This is a genomic window from Azoarcus taiwanensis (assembly GCF_012910885.1).
GTDB lineage: Bacteria > Pseudomonadota > Gammaproteobacteria > Burkholderiales > Rhodocyclaceae > Azoarcus_F > Azoarcus_F taiwanensis.
On sequence record NZ_WTVM01000122.1, the window covers coordinates 1 to 11,923 of the forward strand.

12 protein-coding genes and 1 pseudogene are annotated in these 11,923 nt (G+C 62.2%); 5 read left to right on the forward strand and 8 right to left on the reverse strand.

The features are described 5' to 3' along the window. Nucleotides 1-107 precede the first annotated feature (107 nt). Together GPA21_RS15945 and phnE (GPA21_RS15950) are read left to right on the forward strand one after the other, a co-directional pair. Nucleotides 108-1,499: pseudogene (locus GPA21_RS15945) on the forward strand (transposase); the annotation flags it as partial. Nucleotides 1,500-1,588: 89 nt separating this feature from the next. Next, nucleotides 1,589-2,413 carry a phosphonate ABC transporter, permease protein PhnE gene (phnE, locus tag GPA21_RS15950; RefSeq protein ID WP_168989121.1) on the forward strand — a complete coding sequence of 275 codons (825 nt, stop codon included), beginning with the start codon at nucleotides 1,589-1,591 and terminating at the stop codon, nucleotides 2,411-2,413. A 20-nt stretch (nucleotides 2,414-2,433) separates the two neighbouring features. On the opposite strand, the gene GPA21_RS15955 is transcribed toward phnE (GPA21_RS15950), so the two are convergent. The 5 genes from GPA21_RS15955 to phnC form a co-directional block, all read right to left on the reverse strand. Continuing rightward, nucleotides 2,434-2,679: an NUDIX hydrolase gene (locus GPA21_RS15955; RefSeq protein WP_168989122.1), complete on the reverse strand. Its 246-nt coding sequence runs from the start codon at nucleotides 2,677-2,679 to the stop codon at nucleotides 2,434-2,436. A gap of 202 nt (nucleotides 2,680-2,881) precedes the next feature. Further along, entirely contained in the window at nucleotides 2,882-3,739 is an 858-nt protein-coding gene (gene phnE, locus GPA21_RS15960; RefSeq protein WP_168989123.1) for a phosphonate ABC transporter, permease protein PhnE, read from the reverse strand. Next, nucleotides 3,736-4,617, reverse strand: coding sequence for a phosphonate ABC transporter, permease protein PhnE (gene phnE / locus GPA21_RS15965; RefSeq protein WP_168989124.1), 882 nt, complete (start codon nucleotides 4,615-4,617; stop codon nucleotides 3,736-3,738). The genes phnE (GPA21_RS15960) and phnE (GPA21_RS15965) overlap by 4 nt, the downstream gene beginning before the upstream one ends. Before the next feature lie 58 nt (nucleotides 4,618-4,675). After that, nucleotides 4,676-5,599 carry a phosphonate ABC transporter substrate-binding protein gene (gene phnD / locus GPA21_RS15970; protein ID WP_168989125.1) on the reverse strand — a complete coding sequence of 308 codons (924 nt, stop codon included), beginning with the start codon at nucleotides 5,597-5,599 and terminating at the stop codon, nucleotides 4,676-4,678. A 39-nt stretch (nucleotides 5,600-5,638) separates the two neighbouring features. Next, on the reverse strand, nucleotides 5,639-6,463 hold the full coding sequence (phnC, locus tag GPA21_RS15975; RefSeq protein WP_168989126.1) for a phosphonate ABC transporter ATP-binding protein: 825 nt from the start codon (nucleotides 6,461-6,463) through the stop codon (nucleotides 5,639-5,641). 377 nt (nucleotides 6,464-6,840) lie between these two features. Here phnC and phnN point away from each other — a divergent pair, with 377 nt between their 5' ends. Both phnN and GPA21_RS15985 read left to right on the forward strand, forming a co-directional pair. Then, nucleotides 6,841-7,413, forward strand: a complete 573-nt coding sequence (gene phnN / locus GPA21_RS15980; protein WP_168989127.1) for a phosphonate metabolism protein/1,5-bisphosphokinase (PRPP-forming) PhnN — start codon at nucleotides 6,841-6,843, stop codon at nucleotides 7,411-7,413. Nucleotides 7,414-7,459: 46 nt separating this feature from the next. After that, the gene (locus GPA21_RS15985; RefSeq protein ID WP_168989128.1) at nucleotides 7,460-8,317 is read left to right on the forward strand and encodes an EamA family transporter; all 858 of its coding nucleotides are present in this window, start codon (nucleotides 7,460-7,462) and stop codon (nucleotides 8,315-8,317) included. A 92-nt stretch (nucleotides 8,318-8,409) separates the two neighbouring features. Here the strand turns inward: GPA21_RS15985 and GPA21_RS15990 are convergent, their stop codons facing one another. The 3 genes from GPA21_RS15990 to GPA21_RS16000 all read right to left on the reverse strand — a co-directional run bounded on the left by GPA21_RS15990 (nucleotide 8,410) and on the right by GPA21_RS16000 (nucleotide 10,923). After that, nucleotides 8,410-8,667 (reverse strand): hypothetical protein, encoded by a 258-nt coding sequence (locus GPA21_RS15990; protein ID WP_168989129.1) that lies wholly within the window; start codon nucleotides 8,665-8,667, stop codon nucleotides 8,410-8,412. Between the two features lie 340 nt (nucleotides 8,668-9,007). After that, nucleotides 9,008-10,330 carry a TRAP transporter large permease gene (locus GPA21_RS15995; protein ID WP_168989130.1) on the reverse strand — a complete coding sequence of 441 codons (1,323 nt, stop codon included), beginning with the start codon at nucleotides 10,328-10,330 and terminating at the stop codon, nucleotides 9,008-9,010. A 2-nt stretch (nucleotides 10,331-10,332) separates the two neighbouring features. Further along, entirely contained in the window at nucleotides 10,333-10,923 is a 591-nt protein-coding gene (locus tag GPA21_RS16000; RefSeq protein WP_168989131.1) for a TRAP transporter small permease, read from the reverse strand. A gap of 320 nt (nucleotides 10,924-11,243) precedes the next feature. On the opposite strand from GPA21_RS16000, the gene GPA21_RS16005 reads away from it, so the two are divergent. Then, a partial coding sequence (locus tag GPA21_RS16005; protein ID WP_168989132.1) for a TRAP transporter substrate-binding protein occupies nucleotides 11,244-11,923 on the forward strand: 680 nt, incomplete at its 3' end.

Below are 11,923 nucleotides of genomic sequence, written 5' to 3' on the forward strand. Positions count from 1 at the left end.
CATCAGCGGCGATAGAACGCGAAATTTATGCATATTTCAACCATTCAAGCTGAACGTGCGTCCACCAGTGCGGTGAAGGCGATTACTTCAGCGCTTCCTTAGAAACCGCTGAAGCCGTCGATGCTGAGTTCCCGGAAAATGCCCACGCCGAAATCGTTGACGGCCGTCTGATCCTGAAAAAACCACCGGCCAGCGAACTGCTACCCGGCATCCGCCAGATCGATCATCTGATCACGGAGCACATGGAGAACGTCAGCATCGTTGACGTGCTGATCGATACAGAGCGCTGGCTGCAACTGCATAAGTTGTTCCGGCCCTTGATGGGAACCGAAAGCCGGATCGAGGAATTGCGCCCAAGAGTGATCAGTACCTTGTTCTGTTACGGCTGCAATCTTGGCCCCACCCAGACTGCGCGCTCGATTCGCGGCATGAGCCGAAAACAGGTCGCCTGGCTCAACATCAAGTACGTCACGGAAGAGGCGCTGGAACAAGCCATCGTCAAAGTGATCAATGCCTACAACAAGTTTGAATTGCCCAGCTACTGGGGGTCAGGAAAACATGCCTCAGCCGATGGTACGAAATGGAACCTCTACGAGCAGAACCTGATTTCCGAGCATCACATCCGTTACGGTGGCTACGGCGGCATCGGCTACTACCACGTCTCCGACAAGTTCATTGCCTTGTTCAGCCACTTTATTTCCTGTGGCACCTACGAGGGAACGCACATCCTCGACGGCTTGATGACCAATACCTCGGACATCCGACCGGACACCATTCATGGTGATACGCAAGCCCAGAGCTACACGGTTTTTGCCTTGTCGCATCTGCTTGGAATCAAGCTGATGCCCCGTATCCGTGGCATCAAGGATCTGGTATTCCATCGTCCAGAGAGCGGTAAAAAGTTCGCGCACATTGACCGGCTATTCACTGACGACATCAACTGGCAACTAATCGAAACGCATTTGCCGGATATGTTGCGGGTGGCCGTCTCCATCAAGCTCGGCAAAATCTCGGCCTCGGCCATCCTGCGCCGTCTGGGAACCTACAGCCGCAAGAACAAACTGTATTTCGCCTTCAAGGAATTGGGCAAGGTCGTGCGGACCATGTTCTTGCTGGAATACGTCGGCGATGTCGAGCTACGCAAACTCATCCATTCCGAAACCAACAAGTCAGAACAGTTCAATGGCTTCGCCAAGAAGCTGTTCTTCGGCGGAGAAGGGGAGATCGCTGAGAACCTGCGCCACGAGCAACGCAAGGTTATCAAGTACAACCATCTCGTCGCCAATATGGTGATCCTGCACAACGTAGTCGGGATGAGTCGGGTATTGAAGCGGCTACAGGCCGAGGGTGCGCTGATCAATCAGGAAGTCCTGGCCGGTTTGGCGCCATACCGCCTGGAACACATCAATCGCTTCGGCGACTATGTTCTTGATTTCCGTCGAAAGGTTGAGGTCTTGGCGGACGGCTTTCGGATTCTCGAAGCCGAATCAGCAGCTTAGAGAATAAACGGGGATTTTTTCATGATTCCCGGCCGACCCTCGTCAACCAGTCGGACGCACGGCTGGTGGTGGATCTTGACGGCGCCCGCATGATCGTTACGCGCACCCGGATCGATGTGTTTCGCTACTTCCTCGGCTGGGAGCTTTTCTGGTTCAGCCTCGAAAGCCCCTACTACGGAAAGTCACTGAGCGAGCTGATCGGTCTGGCGCTCTCTGACCAGCGCGTCGACGCTGCGAAGTCCAACCTCCAGGGCATGGCCGAGAGCTTCTGGCGCAACCGCATCTGGCAGCACGGGGACGTCGCCTGGGCGCTGTTCGAAACCATCCTGATGGCCTTCATCGGCACCTTCGGGGCCGCGCTGATCGCCCTGCCGCTCGCCTTTCTCTCCGCCCACAACTTCACACCCTCGCTGATCGCGCGCTTCGGCCTGCGACGGGTATTCGACTTCCTGCGCGGGGTAGACGGCCTGATCTGGACCATCGTGCTGTCACGCGCCTTCGGCCCCGGACCGATGACCGGTGCGCTCGCCATCCTGCTCACAGACACCGGTTCCTTCGGCAAGATGTTCTCCGAGGCCCTCGAGAACACCGACAAGAAGCAGGTCGAGGGTATTCGCTCGACCGGCGCCAACGCGGTGCAGCGCTATCGTTTCGGCGTGATCCCGCAGGTGATGCCGGTATTCATGAGCCAGGTCCTGTACTACTTCGAGTCCAACACCCGCTCGGCGACCATCATCGGCGCCATCGTCGGGGGCGGTATCGGCCTGCTGCTCACGCAAGCGATCATCACCCAGAAGGACTGGGAACAGGTCGCCTACTACATCGTGCTGATCGTGCTCATGGTCATGCTGATGGACAGCTTCTCGGGCTGGTTGCGCCGCAAGCTGATCAAGGGCACAGACACGGCTCACTGAGGTCCGTGCCGGGCCTGGTCTCAGTGCCCGGCGCCATTCGGATCCGATCCCAGCAGCCAGCAGGACGCCACGGCCGCCGCGTCCTCGGTGAACTCCCCGGCGAGAATGCGTTCGGCCAGCTCGTCGGGGTCCATCAGCCTGAACTCGGGCACCTCGCCATCGATATTCCGGGGCATGAACCCCTTGGGCAGCGCGAAGTCGCCAGGCACCGGACGCGCAAGCGAGCGAAGTCGTTCTCGAAGTGCGTTCAGGATGAGAGCAGTCATGCGAGCCAGGTGAAACCGGCGATCGAGCAACCCGCAGGACATCCGCCGGCAACACGCCACGCGCCCCGGGGCCGGTGGCCCCCCGAAGCGAGGGCCGGCTCAACCGTCAGGAGGCGCACATGCACTGCGACACGCCGTCTCGCCAGGGGTTCGGCGGGCGTCCGCATTGCGACCCGCGGACACCCGGCGGCGCCCGCCGCGCTCAGTGCGTGGCCTTGCCGATGAGGCGTTGCCTGAGGCGCTTGGACACGAAGTCGATCACCCCGACCGTCACCAGGATCATGATCAGGATCAGGCAGGCCTCTTCCCAGCGATGGCTGCGGATACGCTCGGCCAGGTGATAGCCGATGCCGCCCGCGCCGACGATGCCCAGAATGGTCGCGCTGCGCACGTTGGACTCGAACATGTACAGCGTCGAGGACAGGAACATCGGCAGCACCTGGGGGATGAAGCCGTATCGGATCGTCTGCACCGGATCGCCGCCATTGGCGCGCACTCCCTCGACGGGCTTGCGGTCGACGTTCTCGATCGACTCGGAGAACAGCTTGGCCAGCGTGCCGGTGTCGGACACGATGATGGCCAGTATGCCGGCCAGCGGACCGAGTCCGACGGCCCGCACGAAGATCAGCGCCCAGATAAGCTGGTCGACCCCGCGCAGAAAGTCCATGCCGCGACGGACCAGGAAGCGCCCCGGGCTGAAGCGCAGGATGTTCTTCGAGCCGAGGAAGGCGAGCGGGATCGCGAACAGTGCCGCAAACAGGGTGCCGAGGAAGGCCATGCCCAGGGTTTGCAGGATGGCGCCGGCGAACTCCATGAAGGCGCCACCGGACTGCGGCGGAAACATGTGGCGAATGATCGCGCCGAGCTGGCCGAGACCGTTCCACAAGCGAACCGGCGAGAAGTCGAAGCGCACCAGGCAGTACACCGCCAGGACGATGAGCCCGGCCCAGACAGCCTGACTCGCGAGCCGGCTTGCCACGGTGCCCCCGAAGACCTGGGGTGCCGAAGCGCGCAAGGCGGCGACGCGATCCGGCGTGATGTCGGCGATGTCGATTCTCATGCGAGGTTTTCCTTGCCAATGAAGTGGTGGCGCACCTTCTCGCACAGCAGGTCGATGCAGGTCACGGTGAGCACGATGAGCAGAACCAGCGCGCTGACGTCCTCGTAGTACAGCATGCGGATGGCGGTGATCAGCTCCTGCCCGATGCCGCCGGCGCCGACGAAGCCGAGCACCGCGGCAGTGCGCACATTCAGTTCGAAGCGCCACAGGGTGTAGGAAGCGAAGTTCGGCAACACCTGCGGCACCACCGCGTAGCGCATGGTCTGCACCCAGTTGGCGCCGGCCGCGCGGAGGCCCTCGACCGGCTTCATGTCGATGTTTTCGGCCGCTTCGGCGAAGAGCTTGCCGGACGCCCCCATCGAGTGGATCGCGATGGCCAGAATGCCGGCCAGCGGCCCGAGCCCGAACGCGAACACGAAGATCAGCGCGTACACCAGGTCCGGGATCGTGCGGGCGACTTCCAGCGAACGACGGGCGACGAAATAGGCCGGGCCATTGGGGGTCAGGTTATGCGCTGCGAAGAAGCAGCCCAGCACCGCACCGAGCGTGCCCAGCAGCGTGGCCAGATAGGCCATCAGGACGGTCTCCCACAGCAGCGCGAGCCACTGCGGCAAGCCGTAAAACCAGTAGGCCATGTCCTCGCCAAACTGCGACACGCGCAGCTCCGGCAGGATCTTGACGATGTATTCGTGGATGCGCGGGGCTCCCTCGGCGATGCGCGAGAGGCTGAACTCGCCGACCCAGGCCGCTGCGGCGAAGCACAGGGCGAAGATCGCCAGCCCAATGACGGTGGTGCGCCGGCGTTCTGCACGCAGGCGGTCGAACCGGGCCAGCACTTCTGCCGGCAGGGATCCGGGTTTGAGGGTGTGTTCGCTCATCTTGGGCAGGCCTCACCCCCGGCGGCGAACGCCACCGGGGTGTGTGGATGTATGCGGGTCAGCGCTGACGACGCGAGTTGCGCATTTCCTGCACCGCATCGACCACCGGTGCATACATCTCGTGGGTGGCCGGCACGAAACCCGAGGTCCGACCCGACGCGGCCAGATCGGCGATGTCCGGGCGCTCCTTGTGCAGCTTGAGGAAGAACTCGGCGATGTCGCGCTTCATCTCTTCCGGCAGGTTGCTCGGAATCGTGTAGAGCGGGTTCGGGATCACCGGCGACTCCCACACCACACGCAGGTCCTCGCGCTTGAGCATGCCGCGGTCCATCATCATGCGCAGCTGGCCGGTGTTGTCATCCTTGGAGGTCCAGGTGAAGGCGGAGTCGAGCGTACCGTTGAGCACCCCGATCACGCTCTGCTCGTGACCGCCCGAGAACACGGTCTGGCCGAAGTGATTGGCGGGTTCGATCCCGACCGCACGCAGGCTGACGATGGGCACGAGATAGCCGGAGGTGGAGTTCGGGTCGGCCCAGGCCAGCGACTTGCCCTTGAGGTCGTCGAGCGACTGGTACGGGCTGTCCGAGCGGACGATGAGCACCGAGTGATACCCGAGCGTGCCGTCCAGCTCGGCCGGCACGACCAGGGGCTCCACGCCACCGTTGCTGTCGATCCAGCCGGCCGCGTAGGACGATCCGCCCAGGCGGGCGAGTTGGATGTGCCCGGCGGTCAGGGCCTGCACCACGGCGGCGTAGTCGCTCGCCGACTGGACGCGCATCTCGACACCGAGCTCTTCCTTGAAGTAGTCCGCCAGCGGCTGAAAGCGGGCAACGGTGGCGGCCTGATTCTCGGTCGTGGTCGCGCCGATCGAGACAACCGGATACTGCTGGCGCCAGTCGGCGAGGGCCGAGGTGGCAAAGGTGGTCGCGAGCAGGCCGACGGCCAGCGCGGGGGAGAAGAGACGCTTGAGGGAGTTCGACATGGCAGATCCTTTTGCTTTGGGTGGGGTGAGAATGGTCAATCAGACCAGCGCCGGCGAATGCGCCAGGGGTGCCCCCGGGCGCAGCCAGCCACTGTTGGAGGTCAGCTCCTCGCGGAAACCCTCCGCGTCGTCCTCGACGCCGTAGATGCGGCGCACCGTATCGCGGGTGAGCGCATCGGGGACGTCGTCGAAGACCACCTGGCCGTGGAACATGGCGATGATTCGATCGCAGTACTGGCGGGCGGTATCGAGGGTGTGCAGGTTGCAGATCACCGTGATGCCGTCCTCGCGGTTGATCGCGCGCAGAGCATCCATGACCTTGGCCGCGCTGCGCGGATCCAGCGAGGCGATCGGCTCGTCGGCGAGCAGCAGTTCCGGTTGCTGCATCATTGCTCGGGCGATCGCGACCCGTTGCTGCTGGCCACCCGACAAGGTGTCGGCGCGCTGCAAGGCCTTGTCGGCGAGATCGAGGCGCTCGAGTGCGAGCATGGCCATGGTGCGCTCGGCATCGCTGAATCGCTTGAACAGCGACGGCAGGGTGCGGTGTTCCGCAATGCGCCCGAGCAGCACGTTGGTGAGCACGTCGAGGCGAGGCACCAGGTTGAACTGCTGGAAGATCATCGCGCAGCGGCTGCGCCATCGGCGCAGCTCGCGGCCCTTCAGGCCGTCGACCGACAGCCCGTTGAACACGATCCCTCCGCCACTGGGATCTTCCAGACGGTTGAGCATGCGCAGCAGGGTAGACTTGCCGGCGCCGGAACGGCCGATCACGCCCACCATCTGGCCCGCGGGAATGGTCAGGGTCACTTCGCTGACGGCCGTGGCCGGGCCGAAGCGCTTGGTGAGATTGCGGAGTTCGAGCATCGCGAAGGTCTCCTGTTCGATCCGGTCGGCGGACCGGCTGATTTGACCCGGCGAAGTGTGGCGGCGCGAGTTTGCGGGCATGTGACTGTTTCGAATCGCAGACTGGACCTTTGACTTGGACATCGGCCGACAAAACAGGAGCAGCTGCGCTCAACGCCGATCTCCCTCGCCTACCCAGCCAACCACCGTCGGTATTGATCCGTCCGGTGTCATCAAGATTTCACGTCCGTCAGGCCTGCACTGGCTGGGAAGCGACATCCGCAAGACTCACGCCGGTCCGCCCTCATCCACCACTCGTGGTTTTCGTCTGTCTTGCAGTCTTCCACGCGTCATTGCGACGTCACCGCCGTGAAGCGTTGGAATAGCAATATGAGGCCATGAAAGAATCGAGATCCGAAGACTCCGCGCTCTACTACGTCATGGGCGCTTCAGGCGCAGGCAAGGACAGCCTCATGCGCTTCGTACGCCAACGATGTGCGGATACCCCGCTGATGTTCGCGCACCGCTACATCACACGCCCGGCCGAGGCTGGCGGTGAAGATCACGTAGCTGTCAGCATCGAGGCGTTCAACCGATTGCGTGATGCCGGTGCGTTCGCTCTGCACTGGTCAGCCCATGGATTGCATTACGGCGTCGGAATCGAAATCGAGCACTGGCTGGGAGCCGGCCTGAAGGTGGTACTCAACGGCTCACGGGAACATCTCCCCCAGGCCAGCGCGCGCTTTCCGCGGCTTCGACCGATCATGATCGAGGTCTCGCCCGAACGGCTGGGTGAGCGTCTTCGCGCGCGCGGACGGGAAAGCGATGCCGAAGTACTTGCCCGCATCGACCGCGGATACCGCTTGCCGCCACCGGTTCACCCCCGCCTGTGCGTGGTCCGCAATGATGACGAACTTGAGCTGGCGGGCGAAGCGTTACTGGACGTAATCACCGGGCACAGAACCACTTGAGGGTCGTTGCCTCATTGTCTTCCCACAGCGGTCAGATTACCTCTGCATGAGCATAGCGACGCTCGCGATTGCCGTATCGGTTCTGATGCACGTCACCTGGAACCTGCTCGCTCGGCAGGTCGACCCACGGAGCAATTTCATGTGGTGGGGCGTGAGCGGCCATCTGCTCCTTCTTGGCCCCTTCGGATTCTTCGCGCTGATCCGGGATGCTGACTGGACGCCAACTCTGGTCGGAGCCCTCTTGATCAGCAGTGTCGCCAACAGCGCCTATTTCCTTGGCCTGCGTGGAGCCTACCGCCATGGACCGGTTGCCCTGGTCTACCCGATCGCCCGCAGCTCGCCCCTGCTGATCGCACTTTGGTCGGTGTTATTCTTTGAAGAAAGTCTCACGCCAATCGGCTGGGGCGGCATTCTGGTTTCGGTCGCAGGGCTCATATGGCTGGGGCTTACCGCCCGCGGCGGCAATACCCGCCATGCGCTGTCCTGGGCAGTGCTGGCAGCGCTCTGCACCAGTGTGTACTCACTATCCGACAAGGTGGCGGTGACCTATCTCCCCACCTTCGGAAGCCAGCTCGGATTCGTCTCCACTGGCCTTCTCGCGAGCTGGGGCCTGCTGAGTTTATTGAATCAGAGAGAGCACAAGCACTGGGTGCCGGCACGACGACCTTCGCTGCCTGCGTTGGCGGTAGGCAGTCTGTGTATCGGAACTTCATATGCGCTCGTGGTGCACGCCATGCAGTACCTGCCCGCAGCCTACGTGGTGACTCTGACCAATGTCGGCCTGGTGCTCGCCACTCTGATCAGCATCTTCGTCTTCGGCAATCGGGATTGCTGGCGCGCACGCCTGCTTGCCACCGGCGTTCTCGCTTCTGGTATCGCGCTGGTCGCCCTTGCCCGCAGCTGAACTCAACGGTGACAGCAGTCTTTATCAGCGGCCCAACCGGGCAAAGCCCCGCTCGCCTGACGAGCGACTGAGTACGTGCACCCGGGCTTGCCTCATTCCTTGCCTCTCTTCAGTTCCCTGAGCAATCGCACGCCCTTCTTGCGTTGCTGATGGAGGATCTCTTTCTTGAGATGCAGGCCGGCCCGTTCCTCTTCATCCGAGCTATTCTCGAATTTGCTGTCGAGTTCACGCTCGTGGAGCTTCATGTTGCCGAGCAGCTCCTTGAGCTTGCGTTTCTTGACGTCGCGCTGGCGCCGCTCCGGTGACAAGAGCAGATCGAGTTTGTCCAATAGCTTCTTGAGTTTCATCATGCTGCCCATCAAGTACCCAGCTGGCGCTGCTTGAACCACCAAAGTCGGCTTCGCTGAGCTCATCCCTGAGAAGCGAAAAGCAACCGATCTTCCTTTGCAGGGATCGTTCCCGACAAACACTCAGCGGCACGGACACCCGTCACGACTGCGCGACGCAATTCGACTGGTTCCGTTTCACCTTATCGAACAGAGTGACATCCTTTTGTGAACACTTGATGAACGAGGCCCCGACCTGATCCGGCGCACGCTCCGCTACGGTCGAGAACGAGACGCTCTCCACCGCATTGAAGGCTATGCACCGCCTGGCGCTTTAGAGCTGCCAGCGCCCGAAACCACCCGATCAGAACATTACCCACACCAGCCACAGCGTGATCGAGGGAAAGATCACCAGGATCAGGGTGCGGATCATGTCGGAGGCGACGAAGGGCAGTACGCCGCGGTAGGTTTGGCTCATCGGCACCCCACCGGACATCGAGTTGATGATGAACAGATTCATCCCCACTGGTGGTGTTATAAGCCCGACCTCCACGACGATCAGCACCAGCACGCCGAACCATAGCGCGGTTTCCTCGGGCGAGAGACCGAAGTCGAGTGACATGATGACCGGGAAGAAGATCGGCACGGTCAGCAGAATCATCGACAAGGAATCCATGACGCAGCCGAACAGCAGATAGATCAACAGGATCACCAACAGCACCAGGAGCGGGGCAACGCCGAGTGAGCCCACCCAGTCGGCCGCCGCCACTGGCAGCCTCGCGACGGCCAGAAAGGCGTTGTACGAGCTCGCGCCGAGCACGATGAAGAAGATCATCGCGGTGGACACAGCAGTGCTGCGGAAGCAATCGACCAGGTCTCGCCAGCCCAGCCGGCCACGCAATGCGGCCACCAGACCGGTGCCGGCTGCACCTACAGCTGCACCTTCGGTAGGGGTGAACACCCCGGTGTTCATGCCTCCGATCATGACAACGAAGATCAGCACCACCGGCCAGATTTCTCCAAGGGCCTTGAAGCGCGTCCAGTATGAAAGCCGCTCGGTTTGCATCGCGTCGCGCGGATCTAGCCGCACCTGGATCGCGATCGTGAGCATGTAACCAAGAGCCGCAAGTACACCGGGAATCATGGCAGCAATGAAAAGCTTGGCAATGTTCTGCTCGGTCAGGATCGCGTAGATCACCAACACGATCGAAGGCGGAATCAGGATACCGAGCGTGCCGCCAGCTGCCAGCGCGCCGGTGGACATCGCCCCCGAGTAGCCGTGGCGCTTGAGCTCCGGCAACGCCACCCGGCCCATGGTGGCCGCAGTCGCCAGCGAGGAGCCACAGATTGCGCCAAAACCCGCGGACGCTCCGACTGCCGCCATCGCTACGCCACCCTTGCGATGACCCAGCCAGGCTGATGCCGCCTTGAACAGCGCAGTAGACAAGCCGCCTTTCATCGCGAAAGCGCCCATCAGCAGGAACAGTGGCACCACCGACAGCGAGTAGTTGCCGAAGGTGTCGTAGGCGTGGCTCTTGAGACCGGCCAGCACCGGCATCCAGTTGCCGAAGATCGTGTAGGAACCCACCAGGCCGCACAGCAGCATGGCCAGGCCGATTGGCATACGGCCGAAGATCAACAGAAGCAGGATGACGAAGGACCAGATCGCGATTTCGAGGCTCGTCATGATCAATGCCCCGTCGCGTGAGCGGATTCACCCTGCCCAAGCATTTCATTTGCGCTGCGCCACACGGTATAAAGCGACACGAGCGCGAACATCCATGCACCGACCAGCGACGCCGCATAACTCCACCAGATCGGCACCTGCAGAATCATGGTCGACTCGTTGTATCGCATCCGGTCCATCATGCCGAGACCGTGCTGCCACGCAATCAACACTGCCACCGCAGTGATCGCAGCGTTGGACAGTGTTGATAGACCGGCCAACGCGCGTGGGCTCAGACGGCTGACGAAGATATCCACCGTGACGTGACCGCGTTGATACTGGCACCAGCCAAGAAACGAGAACACCGCGAAGGCGGCCCCCATCTCCACCAGCTCGAAGTCACCCTGAACCGGTCCCATGCTGCTCAGCAGGGGAATCGACGTGCCCACCGCCCAGCGGCCGGTGATCGATATGACACTCATTATGGCGAGTGCCGTCAGAACCGCGCCACCCACGATCGCCAGTGCGCTGGCACACCAGCCGACCACCCTGCCAACCGCCGCCTCGAGTCCGGGCGCAATGCCTGCCCTTATCACCGATTTCGAACTATTCAATGCCGTCTCCTCTTGATATCTGCGTCCAGCCTGTGTCCGGCCGGTGCGCTGCTCCGAACCCTGCCACCCACGGGGCAAAGTGCGGCGAAACGCATTTTGGCGCATTGTCGCGGCTAGGCCCAAACATGCCTAAACCGCAGGTGTTCTAGCAGCTATCGCGTTATTTGATAGCTCATGGGTAGCTATTTCGGTTCGGCTTGGCCTATGATCATCCTACCGACCCTGCAGGCGTTGTGGATTCCGTGTGCGCACCGAGGGACGAGAAAAGGGGGACTGCGCGACGCAGTCCAAACCATGAAGTCGAGGAGGAGACAATCAAGATGCTCAAGAAAATGCTCATCGCCGCCGGCATCGTCGCCGGTGGAATGTTCGCGATGTCCCAGGCCGTGGCCCAGGAGGTCACGCTGCGTTTGCACCACTTCCTGCCCCCGCAGGCGCCGGTGCCAGCAAACTTCATCACCCCTTGGGCCGAGAAGCTTCAGGCCGAATCCAACGGTCGGATCAAGGTCGAGATTTTCCCGGCAATGCAACTCGGTGGCCGTCCGCCGGCACTGATAGACCAGGTTACCGACGGTGTGGTCGACGTGGTCTGGACACTTAGTGGCTATACCCCGGGCCGCTTCCCCAAGGCAGAAGTCTTCGATCTGCCCTTCCTCGCGGTGGATGCCGAGCGCACCTCCCGCGCTGCATGGCGTTTCTACGAGAAGCACCTGCAGGACGAGCTCAGTGGGATCAAGCCCATCGCCCTGCACGTGCACGGCCCCGGCGTGTTCCACATGCGCGCCCCGGCCATCGAGACCCTCGAAGACATGCGTGGCCGCACGGTGCGTGGTCCCACCCGCATGATCACCCAGTTGCTCACCACCCTCGGCGCCACCCCAGTCGGCATGCCGGTGCCTCAGGTACCCGAGTCGCTGTCGCGTAATGTCATCGACGGCACCGTCATCCCATGGGAGGTCACCGCGCCGCTGCGCGTGTCCGAACTGGTGAACACCCACAC

What these genes read in the sequence shown, in the direction of transcription:
- GPA21_RS15985 (WP_168989128.1), top strand. Translation starts at nt 7,460, where the DNA reads ATGAGCATAGCGACGCTCGCGATTGCCGTATCGGTTCTGATGCACGTC.
- phnE (WP_168989123.1), bottom strand. Translation starts at nt 3,739, where the DNA reads ATGAGAATCGACATCGCCGACATCACGCCGGATCGCGTCGCCGCCTTG.
- GPA21_RS15990 (WP_168989129.1), bottom strand. Translation starts at nt 8,667, where the DNA reads ATGATGAAACTCAAGAAGCTATTGGACAAACTCGATCTGCTCTTGTCA.
- GPA21_RS15995 (WP_168989130.1), bottom strand. Translation starts at nt 10,330, where the DNA reads ATGACGAGCCTCGAAATCGCGATCTGGTCCTTCGTCATCCTGCTTCTG.
- GPA21_RS15955 (WP_168989122.1), bottom strand. Translation starts at nt 2,679, where the DNA reads ATGACTGCTCTCATCCTGAACGCACTTCGAGAACGACTTCGCTCGCTT.
- phnE (WP_168989124.1), bottom strand. Translation starts at nt 4,617, where the DNA reads ATGAGCGAACACACCCTCAAACCCGGATCCCTGCCGGCAGAAGTGCTG.
- phnE (WP_168989121.1), top strand. Translation starts at nt 1,589, where the DNA reads ATGATCGTTACGCGCACCCGGATCGATGTGTTTCGCTACTTCCTCGGC.
- phnN (WP_168989127.1), top strand. Translation starts at nt 6,841, where the DNA reads ATGAAAGAATCGAGATCCGAAGACTCCGCGCTCTACTACGTCATGGGC.
- phnC (WP_168989126.1), bottom strand. Translation starts at nt 6,463, where the DNA reads ATGCTCGAACTCCGCAATCTCACCAAGCGCTTCGGCCCGGCCACGGCC.
- phnD (WP_168989125.1), bottom strand. Translation starts at nt 5,599, where the DNA reads ATGTCGAACTCCCTCAAGCGTCTCTTCTCCCCCGCGCTGGCCGTCGGC.